A 26,223-nucleotide genomic window follows, 5' to 3' on the forward strand; every position below is an offset into this window, starting at 1 on the left:
CGACTAGGGCGTGCAGCTCGGACCAAGCCGGACACGACGACTGGCACCAGCGCTGGTCCTGATCTGCGGTACAACGAACGGGTGCACAACGAGGTGAGCGGGGACGTCCACGGCACCGTCGTGCAGGCGCGGGACGTCTACCTGCAATCGCAGGCCCCGACCGCGCTCGACGGACTGCCTCCGGTCGCCGCCGAGTTCACCGGCCGCGCCGCGGACCTGAGCGCCGTCGCGGAGGCGCTGGGCAGCCCGCAACCCGTGGTGGTGTCGACGGGCCTCGCCGGCGTCGGCAAGACCACGCTGGCGGTGAAGGCGGCCCACGACGCCGCCGGCAGGTTCCCGGGCGGCGTGCTGTTCATCGACCTCCACGGTTACTCCACACCGGTCGAACCGCAGACCGCTCTCGCCACCTTCCTGACGGCGCTCGGCGTGTCACGCGTACCGGAGACGCGGCCGGAACGAGAGGCGCTCTACCGCTCCCGGCTCGCGAAGCGCCGGCCGATGCTGGTGGTGCTGGACAACGCGTCGTCGTCCGAACAGGTCCGCCCGCTGCTGCCACCGGGCGACCAGCACCGCGTGCTCGTGACCAGCCGGCACACACTCGGAGACCTGCAGGGCGCTCGCCGGGTCGAGATCGACGTGCTGCCGGCCGGCGACTCGGTGACGATGCTCGCGAACCTCCTGCAGGCCACCGATCCCGCCGACACGCGGATCGCCGACGCCCCGCAGGCCGCACACGAGATCGCCGAACTGTGCGGACGGCTGCCGCTCGCGCTCGGCATCGTGGCCGCCCTGCTGTCCGACGATCCCGGGCTCCCGCTCACCGACCTCGTCGTACTGCTTCAGGAAGCGCGGCTGGCCGAACTCAGCTACGACGACCTCGCCGTCCGCGCGGCGTTCGACCTCTCGCACACCAGGCTCACTCACGAGGAGCAGCGGCTGTTCCGGTTGCTGTCGCTCAACCCCGGCCCCCAGATCAGCACCGAGGCCGCGGCGGCACTGGCCGGCAGGTCACCGCAGTCCACGCGGAAACTGCTGACCGGCCTGCGGCGCGCACACATGGTCGAGAGCGGCGAAGCGCCCGGCTGGTTCCGCTTCCACGACCTGTTGCGCCTGTACGCGGCGGAACAGTGCGAAGCCGACGCGGAAGAGGTGCGCGAGACCGCACTCGCCCGCCTGATCGACCACTACGTCGAGGCGGCGGAGCAGGCCGAACGACAAAGCCCCGAGGTCGAGACCCGCAGGCGTGCCCACCTCTGGTTGCGCGCCGAGCGCGAAAGCGTCATCGCCGTCATCGCTCTGGCGCACCGGACCGGCCGTCGTGAACAGGTGCTGCGCCTGGCGTTCGCCTTGGGCACGTTCCTCTACTTCTTCTACGGCCGCCGCACCGCGGTGGAAGGAATCTCCGCCTACGAACTGGCTCTGGACGCCGCCATGAGCCTGGGCGACCGGGAAGCGGAAACCAAGGCCCTGCTAAGGCTGGGACGCCTGCACCGCGAGATGGGCCACGCCGAGGCCGCTCGCGCACGGTTCGAGTCGGCCGCCTCGCTGAGCCGCGACCTCGGTGACACCGAGAGCCAGGGCAAGGCCCTGTACAACCTGGGACTGCTTTCCCGCCACAGCAAGGACTTCGACTCGGCGTGGCGGCTCTACGGCGCGGCCCTGGAGTGCTACCGCACGGGCGGGCATCGCCCCGGCGAGGCCCAGGTCAACTACAGCCTGGGCGTGCTCGCCGACAACGTGGGGCTCTCGGACCGCGCGACCGAGTACTTCCTGGACTGCATCGAGATCGCCGGGCGCGCCGGCCGGAACGACCTGATCGGGCATGCGCACAAGCACCTCGCGTTGATCGCGTGGGACACCGATCAGCAGGACGAGGTGCAGCACCAGCTGCACGCCGCCCGTGCCGCCTACCTCGCAGGCGGACACGAGCGGAAGGCGGAGCGGCTGTGGCGGCAGTTCCGGAAAGCCAGGCGCAGCAGGTAGTCGCACGACTGACGAGCGCGGCTCTCGCGTCTTCAAGTCCAGACCGGCACCTGCGAGGTGGGTTCGCGCAGAACGCTCGCCCGGTTACCTGCTCAACTCGATCGTGGTTTCGAGCGGCCTCACACTCACCCGTTCGTGGATCACCGGCGAGGTGGGCTCGCTCGCAGGCCGGTTCGCCTGGCCGATCCACACCGCTGCTCCGACCACAGCGCTGACAACGACCACCGCGACCACCGCTGCCACAAGCGGCCTGCGCTTCATGTCGTCGCGTCCCATCCCGCCAGTCAACTAACGCGGCTCAGAATAACCGGCCGCCACCGGAGGGCGAACGCCCCGGACGAGCAGGTAGAGCATCAGTCCGAACTCGGCCAGCGAGGTAGGGGCCGACACCACGTCACGGACGAGGCCGGGTGCGCCGGGCAGCGCGAACGCGATCACCGGATCGGCGATCCACGCGAAGCCTCCGACGACGAGCAGAACGCCCAGCGGCTTCGGGAACAGGCCGGAACGCAGGGCCAGGTAGCCCATCGGCAGCAGCCACAGGCCGAAGAACACGCCGCCGAGGGTGTACCCGTACCCGTGCAGGTCGAGCAGGAGCAACGCGAGTTCGCCGGTGTGCGCGGGATCGGTGGCGACTCGCAGTGCCCCGTGGTGGAACGCGAGGTTGAGCAGGATGGAGCCCGCGCCGACCGACACGAACACCAGGAGTGCCGTCGCGGCGCGCTCGTCTACGTGGTGCAGCAGACGGTGCAGGGCCAGTCCGAGGAAGACGAAGACCACCGCCATGAGCACGTCCGCCGCGAGACCCCAGCGGAAGAGCGTTTCATGGGCCACGATGTTGGCCGCGGTGGCGGCAGGATCGCCGGGCACGTGCACACCGTCGCGCACGACCAGGTGCGCCCAGGTGCCGAGGATGACGAGTGCGAGGTACAGCAGGCCGGCCGTTCTCGCGAGCGTCTTGGGCTTGGTCATGGCTTCTCCTTGTGGCACAACGCCGGTAGCGGTGATGACGGCACCAACGCTGTCCTGTCGGAAGCGCACGCGACTCCCCGCGGAGGCTCGGTCGTCTCCACCCGGAGGTGGAGGCGACCGCGACTTGCGACGGATCTGCGACGTACCTCGCGCCATCTAGGCTTCGGGCATGCCGGAACTGCTGCGTCCGTGGTCCCGCGTCTGGCGTTACCTGCTCGCGGCAGCCGTCGGCGTGGTGGCGTGGGCCGCCATGACCGCGGTGGTGCTGGCCGGGCCGCTGACCGCGGCACAGCAGGACGTCGTGGGCGCCGTGCTGGTGCTCGACTTCGCGTTGGGCGCGGTGACGCTCGCGCTACTTCCGCTGCGGCGGCGTCATCTCCTGGTCGTGGCGTGCCTGACGAGCGCCGCTTGCGCCGTGTCGGTGACGAGCATGGGCCCGGCCGCGCTGGCCGTCGCCTCGATGGCCGCGCGGCGTCAACGGATCGCGATCGTCGCGGCGATGTTCCTCGCGGGCTCGATCGCGTCCGAGTTCGTGTACCGGCCCCGTTTTCTGTTCACCGAGGGCGGTGCCTTCGAGGCGGTGAGCGGCGTCGTGCTCGGTGGGGTCTTCTTCGCCGCCGCCGTGGCCGCCGGGTACTACGTCGCCGCCCGCCGCGAACTGGTCGACTCGCTGCGTGAGCGGGCCCTCACCGCTGAGCGGGAGCAGGCGCTGGCCGCGAAGGTCGCCCGCGACGCGGAACGGAACCGGATCGCCCGGGAGATGCACGACGTGCTGGCGCACCGCATCTCCATGGTGGCACTGCACGCCGGGGCACTCACCTACCGCGACGACCTCGACCGCGGGCAAACGGCGGAGACAGCGCAGACCATCCAGGAGAACGCCCGGCTCGCGCTGGCCGAGCTGCGGGAGGTGCTGGGCGTCTTGCGGGCGGACGGGTCCACGGGCATCTCGGCCGACGCCCCGCAGCCGACGCTCGCGCAGCTGCCGGCGCTGCTCGCCGACGCGCGGGAAGCCGGTTCGGCGGTTCGGCTCGACAGCGGGGAGCTGCTCGCGCGCCCGTTTCCGGAAACGTTGTCGCGCACGGCTTTCCGGATCGTCCAGGAAGCGCTGACGAACGCCCGGAAGCACGCGCCCGGTGAGCCCGTCGTCGTACGGCTCACCGGTGCGGAAGGAGAAGTGCTCGAAGTGGAGATCCGCAACCCGCTGGCCGGCCGGGCAAGCGCGGCACCGTCGTCGGGAGTCGGGCTGCTGGGTCTCGCGGAACGCGCCGAACTCGCCGGCGGAACCTTCGCCCACGGGCCACGACCGGACGGGTCGTTCGTCGTGACCGCGAGGCTGCCGTGGCAGAGCTGAACGTGGTGCGGCTGGTCATCGTCGACGACGACCCGCTCGTGCGAGCAGGTCTGCGGATGATCCTGGGCGGCACTGGGGACGTCGACGTCGTCGGCGAGGCGGCCGACGGGCGGGACGCGATCGACGTGGTCGTGCGCGAACGACCGGACGTCGTCCTGATGGACATCCGGATGCCCCGGATGGACGGCCTGGCCGCCACCCGCCGGCTCCGCGACCGGGGATCACCGGCCCGGGTCATCGTCCTGACCACGTTCGACACCGACGAACTGGTCTTCACGGCACTGCGTGAGGGAGCGGCGGGATTCCTGCTGAAGGACACCGGGCCCGCCGACATCGTCGCCGCCGTGCGCCGCGTCGCGCTCGGTGAGCCGATGCTCTCGCCGAGCGTCACCAGCCGGCTCATCGCCATGGCCACCCAGCAGGGGGACGACTCCCGGCGACACACAGCCCGCGCGTTGCTCGCCCGGCTCACGGACCGGGAACGCGAGGTCGCCCTCGCGGTCGCAGAGGGGTTGACCAACGCCGAGATCGCCCTGTCCCTGCACCTCGGCCTTGCCACCGTGAAGACGCATGTCGGGAGCGTGTTCGCGAAGCTGGAGGTCACCAACCGCGTCCAGGTCTCCCGGTGCGTGCACGACGCCGACCTGGTGCCCGAGCAGGACACCCGGAGCTCGTAGCGCGGATCAGCGCTCCGAGTCGTCCCCGTGGAAGTGCTCACCCTCGATGTCGGGGTTCACGCAGGGTCCGGAGTCGTTGTTCGAAAGGACCGGCACCGCGATGACGTTCACGTCGACGTGGCAGACGTTGATGTCGCTGAGCAGTTCGGCGTTCTGCAGGTTGACCAGACCCACGTGGTGGGTGTGGTCGTACTTCGAGGCGAGGTCCGCCGTGTCTTCGATGGGGTCGCCCTGCGTCGCGAAAGCGGGCGTGCCCATCATCAGAAAACCCGCGCCCACAGCAGCCGCGGCAAAAGCCTTCTTCAACATGACGATTTTCTCCTGACGAACCAGTCGTTCGATCTGCTCGTGCCACGAAGGAGGAACGGAGCCAGGCACCCCTGCCGGACTCCGCTCCTCGGTCTGCGAACGGCGCCCGTCACAACGGGCGCCGTCTCACGTCACTTGTCGTCGGGGTTGGCGCACAGGCCGCTGTCGTTGTCCGACAGCACCGGCACCGCGATGACGTTGACGTCGATGAAGCAGGCGTTCAGGTCGCTGACGACCTCGGAGTCGTCCAGGTTGACACCGCCGACCTGGTGCGTCAGGTCCAGCTCGGGGGCGTCAGCCATCGCGGTGGAACCGAAACCGAGAAAAGCGCCCGCGATAGCGACGGCCGCCCCTGCCTTCTTCAGCACAAAAATCTCCTCTGTTGATTCTTTCGGAAAGGAAGTGTCGGCATTGCACACGTTCCGCAAGTCCGCCAAGACCGTATCCAAACGATCAAAGAGTCACCAAATCGCCAACGACGTCCGGACGCGCCCGAGTGGGCTCGGATCACACCTTCGAGTGGCTTCTTATTTTCGCCGTTCAGCCTTGTTTCGGCGGATGATCAGGCCAAATGGGAAGACCACGAGTTCGCATCCCGCTATTGGGTGAATGTGTCTCGCACACGTGCCGAGGCCGGGCTCGACGCACCGCGCCAAGCCCGGCCAGACGCGCGCCGCTAGCCCGGCTTGCGTTCCTCCTGGATCGCCTTCACGGCCTCGTCCACCGACTGGGCCACCGGTAGCACCTGGGTCAGGGCGCTGGCCATCAAGGGACGCGCGGCTGCCACCGCCGTGGCCACGATGGCGAACCCCACTTCCTCGCGCTGTGCCCGCCCGTGCAGCTCCAGCAGCATCGACAACGCGGACGAGCCCATGAACTCCACGGCCAGCTCGACCACCAGGCCGTCCGGCTTCTTGGCCAGGAGGTCGAACAGGGCCGCCCCGACTCCGTCCACGCTGACCATGTCGAGCTCGCCGCTGATGACAGCGACCAGCACGCCGTCATGATCGCTGGTCTGCACGCCGGCCACCGACGCCGTCTCGCCTGAAGTCACTGAACACCTCACCTTAAGATCCCCGACCGTTGTCCTTTTCGCCGATATTACGAACCACGACGCCAGACGGCAGGACACAGCGTTTTCTCGGTGTTCCGGGCCACACCACTAGGAGGTCTTGCGGCGGTAGGTGATCGTGGCGAGGACGTAGCCGACGACGAGGATGCCGGCGCACCAGGCGAGTGCGATCCAGATGTCGGTGCCGACCGGCTGCTCCGTGTACAGGGCACGGATGGCGTTGACGATGGACGTCACCGGCTGGTTCTCGGCGAAGGCGCGCACCGGGCCGGGCATGGTTCCGGTGGGCACGAAGGCCGAGCTGAGGAACGGCAGGAAGATCAGCGGGTAGGAGAACGCGCTCGCGCCGTCCACGGACTTCGCGGTGAGACCGGGGATGACGGCGAGCCAGGTCAGCGCCAGGGTGAACAGGACCAGGATGCCGGCGACCGCGAGCCACGCCAGTGGTCCCGCCCCCGAGCGGAAGCCGATGAGCAGGGCGACGAGCACGACGACCACGAGCGAGAGCAGGTTGGCGACCAGCGAGGTCAGCACGTGCGCCCACAGCACGGACGACCGCGCGATCGGCATGGACTGGAACCGCTCGAAGATGCCGCTCTGCATGTCCATGAAGAGCCGGAACGCGGTGTAGGTGACGCCGGAGGCGACTGTGATGAGCAGGATGCCGGGCAGCAGGTAGTTCACGTACGAGTCAGAGCCGGTCTGGATCGCGCCACCGAACACGTAGACGAACATCAGCATCATGGCGATCGGCGTGATGACGGTCGTGAGGATGGTGTCCAGGCTCCGCGTGATGTGACTCAGAGACCGTCCCAGGAGGACGATCGTGTCGACGAAGGAGTGCTTGGTCATCATCGCGCCTCACTCGACGTCGTGTCCTCGCGGGCACCGACCAGTGCGAGGAAGACTTCCTCGAGGGTCGGTTGTTTCTCGACGTACTCGAGCTTGGCGGGCGGGAGCAGCTGCTTGAGCTCGGCGAGGGTGCCGTTCACGATGATCCGGCCCTCGTGCAGGATCGCGATCCGGTCGGCGAGTTGTTCGGCCTCGTCCAGGTGCTGCGTCGTGAGCAGCACCGTCGTGCCCAGGCTGGCGAGCTCCCGGACGGCCTGCCACACCTCGAGGCGTCCTTCCGGGTCGAGCCCGGTCGTCGGCTCGTCGAGGAAGATGACCGGCGGGTTCCCGACGAGGCTCATCGCGATGTCGAGGCGGCGGCGCATGCCGCCCGAGTAGGTCGACACCCGCCGCGCGGCCGCGCCGGTCAGGGAGAACCGGGCCAGCAGGTCGTCCGCGATCTCGCCGGGGCCTTCGAGGTGCCGCAGCCGCGCGACGAGCACGAGGTTCTCCCAGCCGCTGAGGATCTCGTCGACGGCGGCGAACTGCCCGGTGAGGCTGATGGACTCCCGCACGTCCGCGGCCTGCCCGGCGACGTCGAAGCCGTTGACGCAGGCGGTCCCCGCGTCGGCCTTCAGCAGGGTGGCGAGGATCTTCACGACCGTGGTCTTGCCTGCGCCGTTCGAGCCGAGCAGCGCGAAGATGCTGCCCCGCGCCACGTCGAAGTCCACGCCGCGCAGTACTTTCAGCGCCTTGTACGACTTCTCCAGGCCTTGCACTCGGATCGCGGGTGGTGGTGTCGTCATCGGACGCTCCTGAGTGGACGGTGGGTCAGGCCCAGGTGACCGGGAGTTCATGGACGCCGTAGATGTGCATGTCGGTCCTGAGCCTCACGTCGCCGGCGGGAACAGCGAGCCGCAAGGCCGGGAAGCGGCGCAGCAGTCCCTCGAAGCCGGCGCGCATCTCGATGCGGGCCAGCTGCTGGCCGAGGCACTGGTGGACGCCGTGCCCGAAGGCGACCTGACCGCGGACCTTGCGGTGCACGTCCAGGACGTCGGGGTTCTCGAACCGTTGCGGGTCACGGTTCGCGGCCAGCAGCGAGACGACGACGGTGGAGCCGGCGGGAATGGTCTCGCCGCCGAGTTCGACGTCCTCCGTGGCGTAGCGGTAGAAGATGTCGGCCACGGACAGGTAGCGCAGGAGCTCCTCGACCGCGTCGGGGAGCAGTTCCGCGTTCTCCCGCAGTTCCGCCAGTTCCGCGGGGTGCTCCAGGAGGGCGAACGTCCCCAGCGCCAGCATGTTCGCGGTGGTCTCGTGCCCGGCGAGCAGCAGCAGGAACGCCATCCCGGACAGTTCCTCGACGGTGAGGTCCTCGTCGCGGGCCAGGTCGGACAAGATGTCCTCGCCGGGGTCGGCGCGCTTGCTCGTCACCAGTTCGGCGAGGTAGCCGAACATGGCTCCGATCGTGGCCATCTTGTCCTCGAGCGTGATGTCCCGTTCCATGAACTTCGAGGAGTTCGACTGGAAGGTCTCGCGGTCCGCGTAGGGGACGCCGAGCAGTTCGCAGATCACCAGTGACGGCACCGGCAACGCGAACTCGCGAACCAGGTCGACCGGCGGGGTCAGGCGAGCCAGCTCGTCCAGCTGCTTCTCGGTGATCGCGATGATGCCCTCTTCGAGCTGCTTCATCCGCTTGACCGTGAACGCGCCGGTCAGCTTGCGGCGCAAGCGGGTGTGGTCCGGCGGGTCCATGCTGATGAACAGGCCCGGCGTCTGCGGGGACGGTTCGGTGGCCCCCGGCATGCCGGGCGTCTCGAACGGCACGTGGAGGACGCCGATGTCCTGGCGGTTGCTGAACCTGGTGTCGGCCATGACCTGGCGCACCGCGTCGTACCCGGTGACCAGCCAGCCCTCGTGACCGTCCGGGAACAGCATGGGGCTGACGGGCCGGGCCGCGCGCACGGCGGTGATCTGGCTGGGCGGGTCGAACGGGCCCGCGTCGCGTTCCATCGGCAGGCCCTGCAGGACGGAAGCGGTGTGGCTCATCGGATCCCCTTCGTGGTGGTGGTGGCCACCACGATCACCGGGAGTCCGGACACGGGACTGTCACGGCGCTGACACGGGCCGTCCCCGTGTCAGCCCGGCCTGTCAGGAAGCGAGCGTGCGCGCCACCAGGTCACTCCAGCTCGTCTGCGCACCCACCCGAGCCGCCTCGTCGAACGCCGCGTCGCCGAGGTGGCTTCGTGCCGCCCGCTCGATCCGGTCCGCGTCGAGGTGTGAGCAGTCCGGTAGTCCGCGCACGGCGGTGCTCGCCGCGAGCAGCCGGGCGGCCTGCTCGTGCTGGTCGCGGCGCAGTGCCAGGTCCGCGACCGCGACGAGCACCTGCGCGATCGTGGGCGCGTACCCCACCTCGGCCGCCGCCTGGCACGCACCCGCGAGGAACTCCCGTGCCTCGTCGAGGTCGTCGGTCAGGTAGCCGAACAGCGTGTGGGTCGCGGCGCGGATGCTCATCTGGTCCGCTTCGTCGCCCCACACGGTGGTCGCGACGCGGAGTTGTTCGTACACCGCCTCGGTGTCGCCGCTCCACCGGGCGAGGTCCGCCTTCGCGAGAGCCAGCATGGCGAGCGCGTCCGGCCAGGTGACGCCTTCCGCGCACCGCCCGGCCTCGGCCATGGCGGCCGCGCTCGCGTCCTTGTCGCCCATCAGCCAGTACAGCTGAGCTTGCCGCGCGCGCATCCGGATGACGTCGTCGACGGCACCGATCTCGCTGATGACCGCGATCGCCTCTTCGTAGTGCCCGCACGCCTCGGCGAACTCGCCGCGCGTGGCGATCCGGTCCGCCAGCTCGGTCAGGGCGAACGAGATCCCGAACCGTTCGCCGAGCACCCGGAACTCGACGAGCGCCTCCTCCAGGTGCCGATCCGCCTCCTGCCCGCCCTGGCCGACCGCGACCCGCATCTTCCCGAGGTGCAGCCGGCCTATCGCGCGCACCCAGGGATCCTCGCTGTCCAGCGCCACTTCCCACGCGGACGGGGCCCTGTCCGGCTCCCGCAGCAGGCGTTCCAGGGAGGCGACCAGGCCCAGCATCGGGGGGCGAACCTGAAGGCCCTGGTAGAGCTCATAAGTCCGGTGGATCCACCCCGCGGCCTGACGTTCGTCACCCAGCCCGGAGCTCAGGAACGTCACGACGAGGCCGTACACCCACGCCCGGATCTCGTCGGGAACCTCCCCCGGCGTCCCGGTGGCCGCGAGGATCAGCTCCAGGCCTTCGGCCTTGTGCCCGACGAGCCACCAGTACCAGCCGGCGCCCGCCGCGAGCCGCATCGCCGCATGCGCTTCACCGGCCGCGAGCGCACCACGCATCGCGGCACTGATGTTGTCGTGCTCGGCACTCAGGGCGGCGAGCCAGGTCAGTTGCTCGGCGCGAAGCAGGTGCGGTGCCGCTGTCTCGGCGAGTTCGGTGAAGAAGGCGAGGTGCGTCCGCCGAGCCAGCTCCGACTCCCCTGCCTCGGCGAGCCGGTGCGCGGCGTACTCCTTGATCGTGCCGAGCATCCGGTAGCGCGGTGCGCCCTCGTCACCGACGACCAGCAGCGACTTCTCGGTCAGCGAGGTGAGCAGGTCCAGGACCTCGTGCTCCTCGACGGCCTCGTCCGCGCAGACCCGCTCGGCCGCTTCCAGGCTCGCCCCGCCGGCGAACACCGCGAGCCTGCGCAGCACCACCCGTTCGGCGCCGGTCAGCAGCTCCCAGCTCCAGTCGACCATCGCGCGCAACGTCCGGTGGCGGGGCAACGCGGTGCGGCTGCCTCCGGTCAGCAGGCGGAACCGGTCGTCGAGCCGGGCGGCCAGCTGGTCGATGGACATGGTGCGCAACCTGGCCGCGGCCAGTTCGATCGCGAGCGGCATCCCGTCCAGCGCCCGGCAGACGCGCGTCATCGTCGCCAGCGTGCCGGCGTCGACCACGAGGTCGGTGCGCACGGCGGCCGCTCGTTCCCGCAGCAGCCGGACCGCCGCCGGCAGGTCCAGCGGAGCGACCGGCCACAACGCCTCACCGGTGATGCCGAGCGGTTCCCTGCTGGTCGCCAGGATTCGCAGCTTCCGGCACTCCCCCAGCAGCCGGTGGGCGAACGCCGCCGACGACTCGATCACGTGCTCGCAGTTGTCCAGGACCAGCAGCGCCTCGCGCTCGCGGATCGCGGAGATGAGCCGCTCCAGCGGCTCCGAGTTGGTCGCTTCGCCGAGCAGCGCGTCCCGGAGGCCGAGTGCGGCGAGCGTCGACTGCGCCACGTCACCGTCGGCGCCGATGGGGGCGAGCTCCACCAGCCACACCCCGTCCGGCAGGTCGCCGAGCAGCAGGCGTGCGGTTTCCGTTGCCAGCCTCGTCTTTCCCGAGCCTCCCGGTCCGATCAGGGTGGTGAGGCGGTGGCCGGCGACCAGCTCGCGCACCGCGGTGACATCAGCGTCCTTGCCGATGTAGCTGGTCAGCTCGGCACGCAGGTTGGTCCTGCGGTTCTCCTCACGCCGGCCGACCTCGCCGCGCAACAACGCGACGTGCAGCGCGGACAGCTCCGGTGAGGGGTCGACGCCCAGCTCGTCGGCCAGGACTTCCCTGGTGCGCTGGTAGGCGAGCAGCGCCTCGCTGTTGCGGCCGGCCGCGACGAGTGCGCGCATCAGCGCGACGACGAGTTTCTCCCGCACGGGATGCGCGGCCACCAGGTCGGTCAGTTCGGCGACCAGCTCCGCGCCCCGTCCCAGCCCGATCTCCGCGTCGAACCGGTCCTCCACCGCGGTCAGGCGCAGCCCTTCGAGCCGGGTCGCCGCGGCGTCGAACGCAACGCTGTCCTGCACACCGACGTCCTGCAGGGCCGGGCCGCGCCACAACTCGAGAGCATCACGCAGCCGCTGGACCCGCAGCGGTCCCTCGTCGGCACGAGCGCGGGTGCCGAGGCGTTCGAACCGCACCGCGTCCACGGCATCGGGATCCACCGCCAGGCGGTACCCGTCCGTCAGTCCTTCGACCGACAGGTCCGGCAGCGCCTTGCGCAGCCGGGAAACCAAGCGTTGCAAGGAATTCGCCGCGTCGGCAGGGGGGTTCTCGCCCCAGATCCAGTCGACGAGCGCCGTCTTCGGGACCACGCGACCCGGTTGGAGCGCGAGGGCGATCAGCAACGCACGCAGCCGTGCACCTGGCACGTCCGCGAGAGTGCCATCGTCCGCGCGAACCTCGAACGGTCCCAGAATCCCGATTTGCACCTGCCCGATCCTGCCACGGCTGACTGTCCGTTCCCTGACAGCGGACTCAGGCGGCCACGCGGTGGACGACGATGTCGTCGAGCCGGGTGCGGACATGAACTTGAACCTCGGGGTCGTCCTGTGTGAACACCGTGCTGCGCACCAGACCCTTCGTGCTCTTCGCGTCGACCTCGGCGGAGGTGCCCTCGCCGACACCGATCTCGATGCCACCGGAGGCGTTCATCGCCTCCACGCGACCACGCGTGACCCGTCCGATCCGGATGGGACAGGCGGCCGCCCTGGCGATGACGCCGCCGTCGGCCCGGCCGACGTCGAAGCTGCCGTTCGAGCCGCCCAGATCGATGTCGGAGCGGGCACGGCCGATCCAGACCTTCCCGGTCGTGCCCCGGTAGCGGACGACGCCGTCGACCTCACCGATCCGCACGTCGGCCGAGCTGCCCTCGATCACGGCAGACCCGGTGACGTGCCCGACCGCGAGCCCGCCCACCCCGAGGTTGCCCCGCAGCGCGGCGACGCGGTCGAGCCGGACCTGTCCCGACCCGATGTTGACCTCGCAGTCACCGAGCACGCCGACGGCCCGCACCTCCGTCCACGCCGTGTTCAGGACCAGGCTGGAACCGGCCGGCAGTTCGACCGTGATGGCGACGGAGCCGTTCCGGTCCCCCGACTTGGTCGTCTTGACCACGAGCACGCCGTCGACGAAGTCGACCTTGGTCTTCTCGGCGACCTCCACGTCCTTCGGGTTCGCGCTGTCGACGGGCTCGACCCGGACCACCGTGTCCGCCCGCCCGCCGGCGGCGATCCGCACACGGGCACCCGCGGTGGTCAGCGCGGCGGTGATGGGGGTCGGCGTGGTGAACGTGGGCACCTCGTGTCTCCTCTGCTGGCCTTCGCGGTTGTCGTGACCACGTTCGCCACCAGGCCGGACACCGGGCTGTCACGGCCCTGACACCGCGCCGCGGAAGCGGACAGACGCCCACTGCGCCCGGAAACGTGATGAAGCTCCGCGTTTACCCGTGTCCAGCCGGGTCAATTCCTCTGCACCCGAACGGATGAGCGGAGCAACGACCATGAGTGCTTCTGGTGACCTGCGATCACTGGCACGTGAGCACGTCGCGGTCGCCGCGCTCACGATCCCCCGCCTGCTGCGCCATCCGGTGTGGCGCAAGGCGAACCCTCACGAAGGCGCGGGTCTGGGCGTGGTGCTGGTACCCGGATTCGGTGCGAGCGAGCTCAGTCTCACGTTCGCCTCCACGTGGTTGCGAGACCGCGGTTACGAGCCGGCCGGCGCCGGCGTCGGGTTCAACGTGGGATGCACGTCCGAGTTGGTGGACCGCGTCGAGCGCCGCCTGGAGGAGCACGCCGAGGCCACCGGCGGCCCGGTGGTGTTGCTGGGCCAGAGCCGTGGCGGCGGGCTCGCCCGTCTCGCGGCCGTACGCCGGCCTGACCTCGTGTGCGGCCTGGTGATGCTGGGCAGTCCGGTGCTGGACCCGCTGGGTGCCCATCCCCACGTGCTGCTCGCCGCCAAGGCACTGGCCAGGTTGTCCGCGATCGGCGTGCCGGGCCTCATGAACGCCGAATGCCTCTCGGGTACCTGCTTCGAGGACAACGTCGCGTCGGCCAGCGCGCCGTTGCCGTCCGGCATGCCCGCCGTGTCGGTGTACTCCAAGTCCGATGGCATCGTGCCGTGGCGGCTGTGCCTCGACCCGTCCGCCGAGTGCGTCGAGGTGCACAGCACCCACACCGGCATGGGCCTCGACCCGGACGTCTACCTGGCTCTGCGGCCACGTCTGGCCAGGTGGGCCGCCGAACGGTACGACCTGCGCGCCGCCGGATGACGAGCGGCGAATGATCCATCGGGTGTCGAAGTTCTGGTTCCTGGGCATCCGTGGCCCCACGACACGAGTGAGGAGACCGTGATGAAGGGTGACGTCGAGACCTACCACGAGAACGGGACCTGGAAGACCAAGGTCGAGGGCAACTCGCAGGCCTCCAGCACCCACGACACCAAGGACGAGGCGATCGCGAAGGGCCGCGAGATGGCCGTCGAACGCGGCGTCGAGCACATCATCCGCAAGCTGGACGGCACGATCGGCGAGCGGAACACCTACCCGCGGAGCCGGGACCCGCGGGACATCTCCGGCTGATCGCGCTGCCGGACGAGCGTCGACGCCTACCCGGACGCGGTTGAAGTAAGGTCGTTTGGTTCATCGAGGTGCGCTTGAGCAGACAGGTGTCCCCTCACGCCTTAGTTCGCGCCCTGTCCTGGAGGCAGTAGGAATGAGTGGCACCACGGCCAAGGCCGACCGTTCCGGCGCCGGCCAGAGCGAGGCACGAAGAGCGGTCGACATGCCGGAGCTGCGGCAGTTGCTCGCCGGACTCACCGCGGTGCGCGACGGCGACTTCGGCATCCGCCTGCCCGACGACTCCGACGAGTTGCTCGGCGAGATCGCGACGGTCTTCAACGGCATGGTGGACCAGCTGTCGCTGTTCACCTCCGAGGTCACCCGTGTGGCTCGCGAGGTCGGCACGGACGGCCGGCTCGGCGGGCAGGCCGAGGTTCCGGGTGTGTCGGGCACGTGGGAGGACCTCACCGACTCGGTGAACGCCATGGCGGGCAACCTGACGAGCCAGGTGCGCGACATCGCCCAGGTCGCCACCGCGGTCGCGCGGGGCGACCTGAGCCAGAAGATCGACGTCGACGCCCGCGGTGAGATCCTCGAGCTGAAGAACACCGTGAACACCATGGTGGACCAGCTATCCAGCTTCGCCGACGAGGTCACGCGAGTCGCGCGTGAGGTGGGCAGCGAGGGCAGGCTCGGCGGGCAGGCCGAGGTGCCCGGTGTCGGTGGTGTGTGGCTGGACCTCACGAACTCCGTGAACTTCATGGCGGGCAACCTGACCGACCAGGTCCGCAACATCGCGCAGGTGACGACGGCGGTCGCGCGGGGCGACCTGAGCCAGAAGATCACGGTCACCGCGCGGGGTGAGATCCTCGAGCTCAAGAGCACCATCAACACGATGGTCGACCAGCTCTCCAGCTTCGCCGACGAGGTCACCCGCGTGTCCCGCGAGGTCGGCACCGAGGGCGCGCTGGGCGGGCAGGCCGACGTGAAGGGCGTCTCCGGCACCTGGCGCGACCTCACCGACTCGGTGAACTTCATGGCGGGCAACCTCACCGCGCAGGTGCGCTCGATCGCTCAGGTCGCGACCGCGGTCGCCAGGGGCGACCTGAGCCAGAAGATCAACGTCAACGCGCGCGGCGAGATCCTCGAGCTGAAGAACACGATCAACACGATGGTGGACCAGCTCTCCTCCTTCGCCGACGAGGTCACCCGCGTCTCCCGCGAGGTCGGCACGGACGGCCGGCTCGGCGGTCAGGCGGACGTCAAGGGCGTGTCCGGCACGTGGAAGGACCTCACGGAGTCCGTCAACGTCATGGCGGACAACCTCACCGCGCAGGTGCGCTCCATCGCGCAGGTGACGACGGCGGTGGCGCGAGGCGACCTGAGCCAGAAGATCCGCGTCGACGCGCGCGGCGAGATCCTGGAGCTCAAGGAGACCATCAACACGATGGTCGACCAGCTGTCCGGCTTCGCCGACGAGGTCACCCGCGTCTCCCGCGAGGTCGGCACGGAGGGCAACCTGGGCGGCCAGGCGACCGTGCGTGGTGTCTCCGGCACGTGGAAACACCTGACGGACAACGTGAACGTCATGGCGTCCAACCTGACCAACCAGGTGCGGTCCATCGCCCAGGTCGCCACCGCGGTCGCCAGGGGCGACCTCAGCCAGAAGATCACCGTCGAGGCCAAGGGCGAGGTCGCCGCGCTGGCGGGCGTCATCAACACGATGGTCGACACGCTGTCCGCGTTCGCCGACGAGGTGACGCGCGTGGCGCGCGAGGTGGGCACCGAGGGCATGCTCGGCGGTCAGGCACGCGTGCCGAACGTGGCGGGCACGTGGAAGGACCTCACCGACAACGTCAACTTCATGGCGAACAACCTGACCAACCAGGTGCGCAACATCGCCCAGGTCACCACCGCCGTCGCGCAGGGCGACCTGACGAAGAAGATCGACGTCGACGCCCGCGGCGAGATCCTCGAGCTGAAGACGACGATCAACACGATGGTCGACCAGCTGTCCAGCTTCGCCGCCGAGGTGACCCGCGTGGCCCGGGAGGTGGGCAGCGAGGGCCGGCTGGGCGGCCAGGCCGAGGTCGAGGGCGTCTCCGGCACGTGGAAGCGGCTCACCGAGAACGTCAACGAGCTCGCCGGCAACCTGACCCGGCAGGTGCGGGCGATCGCCGAGGTGACGAGCGCGGTCGCCGAGGGAGACCTGACCCGGTCGATCACCGTCGAGGCCTCCGGTGAGGTCGCCGAGCTCAAGGACAACATCAACTCGATGGTGGGCTCGCTGCGCGACTCCACCAAGGCCAACCAGGACCAGGACTGGCTCAAGTCCAACCTGGCGCGCATCTCCGGGCTCATGCAGGGCCGCCGTGATCTCGCCGTGGTCGCGGAACTGATCATGGACGAGCTGACCCCGCTGGTGTCCGCGCAGTTCGGTGCCTTCTACCTGGCCGACGACATCGACGACCACCAGGAGCTGCGCCTGATCAGCTCGTACGGCCACCCCGACGCCTCACGGCCGGCGCGGTTCGAGTTCGGCCAGTCGCTCGTGGGTCAGGCCGCCCGCAGCCGCCGCACCATCGCCGTGGACGACATGCCCGCGGACTACGTCGCGATCTCGTCCGGACTCGGGCGGACCGCGCCGGTGAACCTGGTCGTGCTGCCGATCGTGGTCGAGGACCAGGTGCTCGGCGTCATCGAGCTGGCGTCGGTGCACCACTTCACGGACATCCACCGCGACTTCCTCGAGCAGCTGATGGAGACCGTCGGCGTCAACGTCAACACCATCATCGCCAACGCCCGCACCGACGAGCTGCTCGCCGAGTCCCAGCGACTCGCCGGGGAGCTGCAGTCGCGCTCGGGCGAACTGCAGGTGCGCCAGGAAGAGCTGCAGCGCTCCAACGCCGAGCTGGAGGAGAAGGCGGCACTGCTCGCGACGCAGAACCGCGACATCGAGGCGAAGAACCTAGAGATCGAGCATGCGCGCCAGGAGCTCGAGACCAGGGCGCGGGAGCTCTCGCTGGCGTCGAAGTACAAGTCGGAGTTCCTGGCCAACATGAGCCACGAGCTGCGCACGCCGCTCAACAGCCTGCTCATCCTCGCCCAGCTGCTCGCCCAGAACCCCAGCCGCAACCTCACGCCCAAGCAGGTCGAGTACGCCGGCATCATCCACTCGGCCGGTTCGGACCTGCTGCAGCTGATCAACGACATCCTCGACCTGTCCAAGATCGAGGCCGGCAAGATGGACATTACCCCCGAACGCGTCTCGCTGCGGCAGCTGCGGGACTACGTCGAGGTGACGTTCCGGCCGCTCACGTCCCAGAAGGGGCTGAGCTTCCAGCTCACCACCGCTCCCGGCACCCCGCCCGAGCTGGTCACCGACGACACCCGCCTGCAGCAGGTGCTGCGCAACCTGCTGTCCAACGCGGTGAAGTTCACCGAGACCGGCGGTGTCGACCTGCGCATCGAACTCGCTGACCCCGACCAGCTGCCGGCCGCCGTGCGCGACCACGGCCCGGCGATCATGTTCCGCGTCAGCGACACCGGCATCGGCATCGCCGAGCACCAGCTCGAATCGATCTTCGGCGCCTTCCAGCAGGCCGACGGCACCACCAGCCGCAAGTACGGCGGCACCGGGCTGGGACTGTCGATCAGCAGGGAGATCGCCTACCTGCTCGGCGGTTTGATCACCGCGGAGAGCACCCTCGGCAAGGGCAGCACGTTCACCCTCTACCTGCCGGTGCGCCGCGAGGACTTCCCCGAGAACGCGCAGGACCTCCCCGAGCAGCAGGCGTCGGCGCTGCCGGTGGCGGCGGCGCCGACCGTCGCCAACGGCCACAAGCGCAGGCTGCTCGTGGTCGAGGAGAAGTCGCACGGTCTGCTCGCACTGGTCGCGCAGAGCGCGGTGACCGACCTGTCCTCGAGCGATGACCCGCGTGGCCCGGTCGACGTGGTCACCGCGGTCGGGCAGCAGGAGGCCGCGGCGGCGCTGGCGACCGAGCCGTGCCACTGCGTGGTCCTGGAGCTCGACATGCCCGACGGGGCCGCGTTGCGGTTCCTGGACGCCCTCGACGGCGACGCCGCGACCAGCACGGTTCCGGTGCTCGCACACCACAACCGCAGGCTTTCCGCCGAGTACGAGCAGCGGCTGCACGAGCGCGGCAGCTCACGACCGCTGGAGATCCTGTCCAGTTTGGACGAACTGCGGGAGCGGATCGCGTTGCACCTCAACGCCAAGGGCCCGCAGGACGTGCTTCCGCTGGTACGGCCGGAACAGCCCGGGCAGCCGGTGGTCCACCAGGCGAACGGCCAGCTCGCCGGCCGTACCGTGCTGATCGTCGACGACGACGCCCGCAACCTGTTCGCACTGAGCAGCATCCTGGAGCTGCACGGTCTTCGCGTGCTGCACGCGGAGAACGGCAGGGAGGGCATCGAGTCCCTGGTGGCCAACCCGGACATCGACCTGATCCTGATGGACGTGATGATGCCGGAGATGGACGGGTACGCCGCCACGACGGCCATTCGCGCCATGCCGGACCACGGACAGCTGCCGATCATCGCGGTGACCGCCAAGGCGATGCCCGGCGACCGCGACAAGAGCATCGCGTCCGGTGCCAACGACTACGTCACCAAGCCGGTGGACGCCGACGAGCTCATCTCCTGCGTCCGTCACTGGATGCGTCAGCGGTGACGACCGACGGTACCGGCGTCGATCGGCTCGCCGGCCTGGTCGCGCGGCTCCAGCGCGAGCTCGAGGAGAGCCGGGAGGCAGCGGACGGCCGGGCGCTCGTCGAGCTCGCGAAGGGCATGCTCGTCGAGAGGCTGCGCTGTGGGCCTGCACAGGCCGCGGAACAGCTCGCCCTGCTCGCCGACCGCGCCGGCACCACCCAGCTCGAACTGGCCGTCGACATCATCAACGAGGCGTCCGGCGACGACTTCGTCGCACGGGTGCCGCCGACGGCAGACCCGGGCGACCGCGCCGCGATCCGGCTGCGGACAGCGGAAAGCGGTGTGCTGCAGGCGAACGACACGCAGGCCGTCGCCCAATCGCTGTTCGCCCACGCGCTCTCGCCGCTGGGCGCGGCCGCGGTGGCGATCTGGTCGGCGGGCGCGGACTCCTCGCTCACCCTGGCCGGGCAGGCCGGGTTCGCCGCGGGTGAGGCCCAGCGCTGGCGTTACGTGCCGCCCGGCGTCGCCACACCGGCGCGGCGGGCGCTCCTCGACCGCGACGCGGTGTGGATCTCCGATCTCGCGGGGTCCGGGCTGCCGTCCATCGGCGGGGACCTGCCCGGCCGCGTGGCCGTCCCCGCGGGCACCGGGGGCCGGATCACCGGTGTGCTCGAGATCTGCTGGCCCGACGTCCTCGAACCGCAGCCGCTGAGCGTGCACAAGCAGGTGGAGGCGCTGGCCGAGCTGTGCGCCGCCACACTCGACAGCGCCGCGTCGCACGGCCAGATCGACCACGTCACGACCGCGCCCGCCGAACTCGCGGACCTCGCCGACGGACTGCTCGACCCGGCACTCGTGCTGGGCCCGGAGATCGCCGCCGACGGCACGCTCACCGACTTCCGGGTGCACCACGTGAACAACCGGTTCGTCGACCTCGCGGGCAGGCCGCGATCCGCGGTGGCGGGAAAGCTGCTGCTGGAGGCGTACCCGCTGGCCGCGGCCGAAGGCGACCTGTTCGACAAGGTCGAGCGCGTGCACGCGACCGGTGAACCGTTCCGGGCCGAGCGCATGACGCTGGCAGCGCTGGTGGACGAACTGCCGCTCACGGTCACCGCCAGTGTGAGCGTCACCCGCCACGGCGTCCTCGTGCTGCTGGTGTGGCGAGTCCAGGACGAGGCCGCCCGGCTCGCGAACCTCCTGCAGCACGCCCAGCGCCTCGGTCGCATCGGCGGGTTCGAGGAAGAACCCCAGCACGGCAAGGTCATCTGGAACAGCCAGCTGTACGCGCTCTACGGCCTGCCGCCCACCGCCGATCCCGTGCCGCTGTCCGACATCACCGACCACGCCCACCCGGACGACCTGCCTTCCCTCAACGGGTTCCTCCGCAACGTCCAGCACCAGCACCGGCCCGCGTCGGCGGCCTTCCGGCTGCACCGCGCCGACGGCGTCACCCGGCACGTCCGCGTGATCGCCGAACCCGTGCTCGACTCGCACGGCGCACTGCTCGCGATCCGCGGCGCCTACCAGGACGTGTCAGCGCAACACTGGACCGAGGTGGCGCTGTCGGCGGCCCAGGACCAGCTCGCCATCACCACGCAGGAAGTCGAGGAGCACAACAGGCTCGCGCTGCGGCTCCAGCAGGTGATCATGCCGCCCACCCACCCCACCATCGACGCGTTCGGGTTGCGCGTCGCCGTGCGCTACCGTCCGGCCGCGCAGGAGGAACTGGTGGGCGGCGACTGGTACGACGCAGTCGTGCTGCCGAACAAGCAGATCCTGGTCTCGGTCGGCGACATCACCGGCCACGGCATCAAGGGCGCGACCGGGATGGTGGCGCTGCGCAACGCCCTGCGCGGTCTCGCCGCCACCGGCGCGGGGCCAGGTCAGCTGCTCAAGTGGCTGAACCTGGTGGCGCACCACCTCACCGACCACATCATCGCCACCGCGCTCTGCGGCGTGTACGACCCGCTCACGCGCGTGCTGCGCTGGGCGCGGGCCGGTCACCTGCCACCGGTGCTGATCAGGAACCAGCGCGGCGAACTCCTGCCCATGCTGCCCGGACTGCTGCTCGGCGCGTTGGCGGAAGTGTCCTACCAGGAGGGTGAGGTGCAGCTGGAGCCCGGCGACACCTTGCTGCTCTACACCGACGGCCTGGTAGAACGCCGGGACGTGCCGCTGGACGAATGCATGGAGCGCCTGTGCGTCGCGGTCTCGGGCCCTCCACTCGATCTGGAGACCTTGCTCGACGAGTTGCTCGCGACCAGCGACTCGAACACCGACGACGACACCTGCGTCGTCGGCATCCAGTTGCTGTGACCGCCTGCCCGGCGGGTTCTCACCGTGAAGAAGTCGCCGGCGGCTCAGCAGTAGACCGAGGCGAACACGGTCTTGCCTCCGCCTGCGCGCCACCGCGTCCCCCAGGTCCTCGCCAGGCTGTCGACGACCACGATCCCGCGCCCGCGGCAGTCGTTCGGCAGCCTCGAGAGGCCGTACACGGGCTCTGCGGGCGAGTCGTCGTCGACCTCGACCGTCACCGCGCAGGGCTCCTGGCTGTGCCGAACGCGCAGCCGACCGACACCAGGCGTGTGGTCCAGGGCGTTGCTCACGAGCTCGGTCATCACGAGCAGGACGTCGTAGAGGTGGTCCTCTCCCAGGCCGCGCAGAGCCGCGGTGAGGTCACGGCGGAATGCCGACACCGCGACGCCTGGATACACCGGCAGGTCGAGCACGAGAAGCCCGTGCGGTGTCACGAGCGCCTCCTCGAAAGGTCGTGCCGATGGCCAACGGGCGCAACGCAGGCGCGTCCGCCTGTAGCAAGAACATAGTAGTGAGCGGAGTAGCGAGGGACACCGCGACACCTGTCCTCACCGCGCTGACCACCGAGCCGCTGCACGGCTACGGCATCGTCCGGACCGTTGCGGAACTCTCGGCGACCGCGCCCGCCTGCACGCGGGCACCTTGTAGGGCGCACTCGAACGGCTCGAGGAAGACGGCCTCGGGCTGAACGGGTCCTCGGCGAGCGAGCGGCTTTCGTCGGCGCGGACAACGGCTACAACCCAGGGCTCCACGTGCGTGGACGAGGCGACGGTGACGTTCCTGACCACCGGCCGGCCGCCGGACGAGAAGGTCGCCTGCACCGACGTCGCTCCGCGGTAACGGGACTGCTGCTTTCCCCGGGGCACCTGACGATCATCGACGAACGGTGTCAGTTGTCCGCGTGCAGGTCGTGGGGCCGGTCGCCGACGGCACCCCACCACAACCTCAGGCCCGGTACCGCGTCCTCATGATCGACGAGGGGGGTGCGGCATGTCCGGCTGGCGGTCCGCGTGGTGTCCGGTAGTGGTGGCGGCGGCGTCCGCGTTCCTGTTGCTCGCGGGAGTTGTCGTGCCGGGCGGCTACTACACCGTTCTGCTGCTCGCGCTCACCGGCTGGGCCGCGGCCGCGGTGCTGTGGCTGATGGCGGGCGCGCGGCACCTCGGCCGGCCCGTTGGGCAGTGGTGGCCGCTGGTGCTCGTCCCCGCCCTGTTCGCGACGAGCTGGGCGTTCGCGTCGGGTGGCCTGGCCGGCCGTGCGCTGTTCTCCTTGCACCGGCCGGCGCTGGAGAGAGCGGTCCCGACGGCCGCCCGAGCACCGGGGACCACGGTCGGTCTCTACTCGTTCAGGACTCGGTTCAAGAGCGGGAAATGCTGGTTCCTCGACACGGAGGACCCCGGTATGTCGCAGAATTCTGGGTTCGTCCGGTGCCCCGGTTCGCCCTCCACCATGCACGACTGGGACGGACCGATCACGTTCGAGCCGATCGAGGGTGACTGGTACGCGTACCGGTCGGGACGGCCGGATGGCGTGTGGGGGCTGCGACTCAGTCGGTTCGGTCCGCGGATCGAGACGTGACCTCCGGTCTCACAACACCGTCGGCAGACGGATGACGACACCTCCAGATCGTCCGGAAGGACGGCGAACGGTTCTTCTCGAACCGCCGCCGCACCTTCGAGCTCGGCATTTTCCGCACCTCGGCCCTGCTCATGCCTCGGATGGAGGGGCGTCCCCGTTGCCGAGCAGTGGGACGGCCTTCCCGCGTTCGTCAGGCGAAGGCGAGTCCCACGACCGTGCCACCGGCGAAGCCGACGACCGAGGCCCGCCCGCTGTCCAGGTCGACCTTCACCAGCAGCGAGCCCCCGAGCAGTGAGAACTCGGGCTGCACGGCGGCCATGGCGCGGTGCCGGCCGTCGAGGGTGGCGATGTCGAAGCCGTTGGTCCTGCCGACGTCGATGCCGAGCCTGCCGACGGTGAACAGCTGTCCGGTGTTGGGCGACACGACCGGCGTCACGCCGGCGATCGTGCCCTGGGTGACCAGTGCGTCCTTGCGGCTGTCGAGGTCGTAGAGCGTGGTCGACGTCGCCCCGGCGACGCTGTTGGTGTACCCGGCGCCGGACACCTGGGGCGTGCTGCCCGCGGCGCGGTCTCCCGGGGCGTAGGCGAGCGGGGTGTCGGTTGCGGCCACGGCTGCGGTGTCCGGGACCAGGCGCAGGTTCTGGCCGCTGGTGGTGACCAGGCGGATCCGGTCGACGACCGGGTTGAAGTCGATGCCGACCGCCGTTCCCGTGATCGTCACCGGCGCACCCACCGCGGTCGCCTTGCCCGTGCGCGGGTCGAGGACGTAGAGCTGGCCGGACGCGGCGATCGCGTACAGCGCACCGGTGGCGGGTCGCACGTCCATGCCGATCAGGCGGTCACGCGCCTTGAGGCCGGTGACCCGGACGCGGTTCTGGGACAGCAGCGGGGAGGACCAGCTCCTGGTGCTGAGGACCCCGTCCGAGGTCAGCAGGTGGACTCGGGGCTGGTCGGCCGACGCTGAGGCCGGTGTGGCGGCGAGTGCGGTCATGAGCAGTGCCGCCGCGCCTGCGAGTGCGGTCGTGCGAGCGATACGCATGTTCTCTCCCGGTACGTGGTCGTGGAACACAGGTGTGTACGACCGCACCGGGCACCGTGTTGAAATCAGGGCAGAACTCGCCCATCCGCTGCACAGCCGGTCTCGAATCCCGTGCAGGACCAGCGATGGGGAGCTCATGGCGTACATCGGCAGACCCGACCTGCGTGGCACAGCGGCCTTCCGGGAGATCTACGCCGTGCACGCAGCAGAACTGCATCGCTTCGCGGTGCGGCAGCTCGGCGACGACTGTGCCGCGGAAGAGGTCGTGCAGGAGGTCTTCCTGCGGGTGTGGAGATCCGCGGACGGCTTCAAACCCGAGCTGGCGAGCGTACGAGTCTGGCTGTTCGCCATCGCCCGCAACGTCGTGATCGACGAGGTGCGGTCGCGGCTGCGCCACGACAAGCGGATGACCGCCGCACGAACGGCTGCCGCCGAAGCCGGCGACATGTGCAAGGACTTCGCGAACACCACGATCGACCACCGGCTGGTGCACACAGGACTGCTGCGGATCAACGCGGACCAGCGCGCCGCGGTCGTGGAGACCCACCTGCGCGGCCGGTCGTACCGCGACGTGGCCGCGGAACTGGACGTGCCACAGGCGACCCTGCGCAGCAGAGTCCACTTCGGACTCAAGGCGTTGCGGGCCGCCATGGAGGACATGGGAGTGCAACCTGCGGCTTGAGGCAATCCGGTGACCGGCCAGCTTCGAAGCAGCACTGTGAAACCGGGAATGACGCGTGCGATCAACCAGCACCTGCTGACCGGTGCACACGCACTCGGCGCACTGCCCGACGCCGAACGAGCCGAGTTCGAAGCACATCTGGTCAGGTGCTGGGGCTGCGCGGACGAAGTGGCCGGACTGAGGGAGACCGCGGCCAGGCTCGGCAACGCCGTCGACCACGTTCATCCGAACTTCCTGCGTTCACAGGTGCTGGACGCGATCCGGTATGTGCGGCAGGTGCCACCGGCCTCGGAGAACGTGGCGGTCTTCTCACGGCGTCAAGGTTTCCGTCGCGCCGCCGCCCTCATCTCCGCCGCCTGTGTGGCCGCCGCGGCGGTGGCCGGCCTGCACGGCGCCCTGACCTCCTCGAAGATCACGCCCGTGGCCTCGTCTCCGCGTGCTCACGTCGGTGACCTGCTGGCGGCGCCGGACCTGCGACTCCTCAGCGCGGGAGATCAGACGGGTACCGCCGCGATGTCGCGCAGCCGCGACGAGATGCTCTTCCTGGCAGACGACCTGCGCACGTTGCCACGCGACCGCGTCTACCAGCTGTGGCTGGTGGACGGCCAGGGTCCGAGATCCGCGGGAACCACGCGTCCGGCGGGCGACGTGACGTCGCTGCTCGTGAGCGGGATCGAAGGGGCCGGCGAAGTCGTCCTCACGGTCGAGCCCGCCGGCGGATCACCGGGCCCGACCGGGGCTCCCGTGCTCACCATCGCCCTTCGCTGAATCGGACGCAATCCGGTTCGAGCGGCACACCGAATCCAGGTCGTGACCGATCACATCCTCGTCATCGGATACGGCGACACCGGGCGCCGCGCCGTGAACTCCGTGCTGGCGTCGCAGCCGGACGCACGGCTGACCGTCCTGGACACCGACTACCTCGCCGTGGCCGAGGCCACGGCCAACGGTGCGACCGCGGTGCACGGTGACGGGCGGGACAGATGCGCGCTGGAAGAAGCAGCCGCGGACATCGCGGATCGTGTCATCGTCGCGGTTCCGGACGACCTCAACGCCTTCCTGATCACGCGAGCGGTGCGGCCCTTGAACCCCGACACCGTGGTCGTGGCCATCATCCGCGAGCCGGAGAACCACACGATCTTCGCGTCCGACGGGACCGTGAGCGTCCACATGCGACAACCGGACGACCGGCAGACGTGAAAACTCCGGGAACCGCCTGTACAGCGCGGTTCCCGGAGTCGCGGTACTGCTGCCCCTGGAGATGTCAGGCGGGCATCAGGACCGAGTCGATGAGGTAGACGGTGGCGTTGGCGGTCTTCACGCCACCACAGATGACGTTGGCGTCGTTGGCCTTGATCGCGTTGCC

At 69.8% G+C, this 26,223-nt stretch carries 22 protein-coding genes; 11 read left to right on the forward strand and 11 right to left on the reverse strand.

Features of this window, described 5'->3' with window-relative positions:
• Nucleotides 1-81 precede the first annotated feature (81 nt).
• Entirely contained in the window at nt 82-1,983 is a 1,902-nt protein-coding gene (locus tag DFR72_RS13495; RefSeq protein WP_170176247.1) for an ATP-binding protein, read from the forward strand.
• 288 nt (nt 1,984-2,271) lie between these two features.
• Here the strand turns inward: DFR72_RS13495 and DFR72_RS13500 are convergent, their stop codons facing one another.
• A complete protein-coding gene (locus DFR72_RS13500) occupies nt 2,272-2,955 on the reverse strand; it encodes a DUF4386 domain-containing protein (RefSeq protein WP_170176248.1) in 684 nt (227 codons plus the stop codon).
• Nucleotides 2,956-3,124: 169 nt separating this feature from the next.
• On the opposite strand from DFR72_RS13500, the gene DFR72_RS13505 reads away from it, so the two are divergent.
• Nucleotides 3,125-4,309, forward strand: a complete 1,185-nt coding sequence (locus tag DFR72_RS13505; protein WP_090062223.1) for a sensor histidine kinase — start codon at nt 3,125-3,127, stop codon at nt 4,307-4,309.
• Entirely contained in the window at nt 4,297-4,986 is a 690-nt protein-coding gene (locus DFR72_RS13510) for a response regulator transcription factor (protein ID WP_425459883.1), read from the forward strand. Before DFR72_RS13505 ends, DFR72_RS13510 begins: the two co-directional genes overlap by 13 nt.
• A gap of 6 nt (nt 4,987-4,992) precedes the next feature.
• Here DFR72_RS13510 and DFR72_RS13515 read toward each other — a convergent pair whose 3' ends face one another.
• The 8 genes from DFR72_RS13515 to DFR72_RS13550 form a co-directional block, all read right to left on the reverse strand.
• Nucleotides 4,993-5,295 (reverse strand): hypothetical protein, encoded by a 303-nt coding sequence (locus DFR72_RS13515; protein ID WP_143086547.1) that lies wholly within the window; start codon nt 5,293-5,295, stop codon nt 4,993-4,995.
• 131 nt (nt 5,296-5,426) lie between these two features.
• Complete coding sequence (locus DFR72_RS13520; protein WP_090062220.1) at nt 5,427-5,663, reverse strand: hypothetical protein; 237 nt, start codon at nt 5,661-5,663, stop codon at nt 5,427-5,429.
• Between the two features lie 308 nt (nt 5,664-5,971).
• Nucleotides 5,972-6,349 (reverse strand): STAS domain-containing protein, encoded by a 378-nt coding sequence (locus DFR72_RS13525; RefSeq protein ID WP_170176249.1) that lies wholly within the window; start codon nt 6,347-6,349, stop codon nt 5,972-5,974.
• 108 nt (nt 6,350-6,457) lie between these two features.
• Nucleotides 6,458-7,219, reverse strand: a complete 762-nt coding sequence (locus tag DFR72_RS13530; RefSeq protein WP_090062217.1) for an ABC transporter permease — start codon at nt 7,217-7,219, stop codon at nt 6,458-6,460.
• On the reverse strand, nt 7,219-8,004 hold the full coding sequence (locus DFR72_RS13535; RefSeq protein ID WP_090062215.1) for an ABC transporter ATP-binding protein: 786 nt from the start codon (nt 8,002-8,004) through the stop codon (nt 7,219-7,221). Before DFR72_RS13535 ends, DFR72_RS13530 begins: the two co-directional genes overlap by 1 nt.
• Nucleotides 8,005-8,029: 25 nt before the next feature.
• Nucleotides 8,030-9,244 carry a cytochrome P450 gene (locus tag DFR72_RS13540; RefSeq protein ID WP_090062213.1) on the reverse strand — a complete coding sequence of 405 codons (1,215 nt, stop codon included), beginning with the start codon at nt 9,242-9,244 and terminating at the stop codon, nt 8,030-8,032.
• Between the two features lie 102 nt (nt 9,245-9,346).
• A complete protein-coding gene (locus tag DFR72_RS13545) occupies nt 9,347-12,448 on the reverse strand; it encodes an AfsR/SARP family transcriptional regulator (RefSeq protein ID WP_090062211.1) in 3,102 nt (1,033 codons plus the stop codon).
• A gap of 46 nt (nt 12,449-12,494) precedes the next feature.
• Nucleotides 12,495-13,316 carry a DUF4097 family beta strand repeat-containing protein gene (locus tag DFR72_RS13550; protein WP_090062210.1) on the reverse strand — a complete coding sequence of 274 codons (822 nt, stop codon included), beginning with the start codon at nt 13,314-13,316 and terminating at the stop codon, nt 12,495-12,497.
• A 202-nt stretch (nt 13,317-13,518) separates the two neighbouring features.
• Here DFR72_RS13550 and DFR72_RS13555 point away from each other — a divergent pair, with 202 nt between their 5' ends.
• The 4 genes from DFR72_RS13555 (at nt 13,519) to DFR72_RS13570 (ending at nt 21,561) form a co-directional block, all read left to right on the forward strand.
• Nucleotides 13,519-14,286, forward strand: a complete 768-nt coding sequence (locus DFR72_RS13555; protein WP_245982889.1) for an esterase/lipase family protein — start codon at nt 13,519-13,521, stop codon at nt 14,284-14,286.
• A gap of 81 nt (nt 14,287-14,367) precedes the next feature.
• A complete protein-coding gene (locus DFR72_RS13560) occupies nt 14,368-14,595 on the forward strand; it encodes a DUF2188 domain-containing protein (RefSeq protein ID WP_211335411.1) in 228 nt (75 codons plus the stop codon).
• Nucleotides 14,596-14,728: 133 nt separating this feature from the next.
• Entirely contained in the window at nt 14,729-19,267 is a 4,539-nt protein-coding gene (locus DFR72_RS13565) for a hybrid sensor histidine kinase/response regulator (protein ID WP_211335412.1), read from the forward strand.
• Nucleotides 19,264-21,561, forward strand: coding sequence for a SpoIIE family protein phosphatase (locus DFR72_RS13570; protein ID WP_245982891.1), 2,298 nt, complete (start codon nt 19,264-19,266; stop codon nt 21,559-21,561). Before DFR72_RS13565 ends, DFR72_RS13570 begins: the two co-directional genes overlap by 4 nt.
• Before the next feature lie 44 nt (nt 21,562-21,605).
• Here DFR72_RS13570 and DFR72_RS13575 read toward each other — a convergent pair whose 3' ends face one another.
• Nucleotides 21,606-21,995: an ATP-binding protein gene (locus DFR72_RS13575; protein WP_245982893.1), complete on the reverse strand. Its 390-nt coding sequence runs from the start codon at nt 21,993-21,995 to the stop codon at nt 21,606-21,608.
• 556 nt (nt 21,996-22,551) lie between these two features.
• On the opposite strand from DFR72_RS13575, the gene DFR72_RS13580 reads away from it, so the two are divergent.
• Nucleotides 22,552-23,136 carry a hypothetical protein gene (locus DFR72_RS13580; RefSeq protein WP_090062205.1) on the forward strand — a complete coding sequence of 195 codons (585 nt, stop codon included), beginning with the start codon at nt 22,552-22,554 and terminating at the stop codon, nt 23,134-23,136.
• A gap of 190 nt (nt 23,137-23,326) precedes the next feature.
• On the opposite strand, the gene DFR72_RS13585 is transcribed toward DFR72_RS13580, so the two are convergent.
• Nucleotides 23,327-24,175 (reverse strand): DUF4394 domain-containing protein, encoded by an 849-nt coding sequence (locus DFR72_RS13585; protein WP_090063505.1) that lies wholly within the window; start codon nt 24,173-24,175, stop codon nt 23,327-23,329.
• Between the two features lie 136 nt (nt 24,176-24,311).
• On the opposite strand from DFR72_RS13585, the gene DFR72_RS13590 reads away from it, so the two are divergent.
• The 3 genes from DFR72_RS13590 to DFR72_RS13600 are packed head-to-tail and all read left to right on the forward strand — an operon-like array spanning nt 24,312 to nt 26,057.
• Nucleotides 24,312-24,857: an RNA polymerase sigma factor gene (locus tag DFR72_RS13590; protein ID WP_090062204.1), complete on the forward strand. Its 546-nt coding sequence runs from the start codon at nt 24,312-24,314 to the stop codon at nt 24,855-24,857.
• 48 nt (nt 24,858-24,905) lie between these two features.
• Nucleotides 24,906-25,625, forward strand: coding sequence for an anti-sigma factor (locus DFR72_RS13595; protein WP_090062202.1), 720 nt, complete (start codon nt 24,906-24,908; stop codon nt 25,623-25,625).
• 42 nt (nt 25,626-25,667) lie between these two features.
• Nucleotides 25,668-26,057: an NAD(P)-binding protein gene (locus DFR72_RS13600; protein WP_170176250.1), complete on the forward strand. Its 390-nt coding sequence runs from the start codon at nt 25,668-25,670 to the stop codon at nt 26,055-26,057.
• The last annotated feature ends 166 nt before the right edge of the window (nt 26,058-26,223 follow it).

This window comes from Lentzea flaviverrucosa, from assembly GCF_003350445.1.
GTDB lineage: Bacteria > Actinomycetota > Actinomycetes > Mycobacteriales > Pseudonocardiaceae > Lentzea > Lentzea californiensis.

Excerpts from the sequence above, each read along its gene's own strand:
- DFR72_RS13590 (WP_090062204.1), top strand. The coding sequence starts at position 24,312 with ATGGCGTACATCGGCAGACCCGACCTGCGTGGCACAGCGGCCTTCCGG.
- DFR72_RS13585 (WP_090063505.1), bottom strand. The coding sequence starts at position 24,175 with ATGCGTATCGCTCGCACGACCGCACTCGCAGGCGCGGCGGCACTGCTC.
- DFR72_RS13560 (WP_211335411.1), top strand. The coding sequence starts at position 14,368 with ATGAAGGGTGACGTCGAGACCTACCACGAGAACGGGACCTGGAAGACC.
- DFR72_RS13500 (WP_170176248.1), bottom strand. The coding sequence starts at position 2,955 with ATGACCAAGCCCAAGACGCTCGCGAGAACGGCCGGCCTGCTGTACCTC.
- DFR72_RS13530 (WP_090062217.1), bottom strand. The coding sequence starts at position 7,219 with ATGACCAAGCACTCCTTCGTCGACACGATCGTCCTCCTGGGACGGTCT.
- DFR72_RS13555 (WP_245982889.1), top strand. The coding sequence starts at position 13,519 with ATGAGTGCTTCTGGTGACCTGCGATCACTGGCACGTGAGCACGTCGCG.
- DFR72_RS13565 (WP_211335412.1), top strand. The coding sequence starts at position 14,729 with ATGAGTGGCACCACGGCCAAGGCCGACCGTTCCGGCGCCGGCCAGAGC.
- DFR72_RS13505 (WP_090062223.1), top strand. The coding sequence starts at position 3,125 with ATGCCGGAACTGCTGCGTCCGTGGTCCCGCGTCTGGCGTTACCTGCTC.
- DFR72_RS13535 (WP_090062215.1), bottom strand. The coding sequence starts at position 8,004 with ATGACGACACCACCACCCGCGATCCGAGTGCAAGGCCTGGAGAAGTCG.
- DFR72_RS13515 (WP_143086547.1), bottom strand. The coding sequence starts at position 5,295 with ATGTTGAAGAAGGCTTTTGCCGCGGCTGCTGTGGGCGCGGGTTTTCTG.
- DFR72_RS13580 (WP_090062205.1), top strand. The coding sequence starts at position 22,552 with ATGTCCGGCTGGCGGTCCGCGTGGTGTCCGGTAGTGGTGGCGGCGGCG.
- DFR72_RS13595 (WP_090062202.1), top strand. The coding sequence starts at position 24,906 with ATGACGCGTGCGATCAACCAGCACCTGCTGACCGGTGCACACGCACTC.
- DFR72_RS13540 (WP_090062213.1), bottom strand. The coding sequence starts at position 9,244 with ATGAGCCACACCGCTTCCGTCCTGCAGGGCCTGCCGATGGAACGCGAC.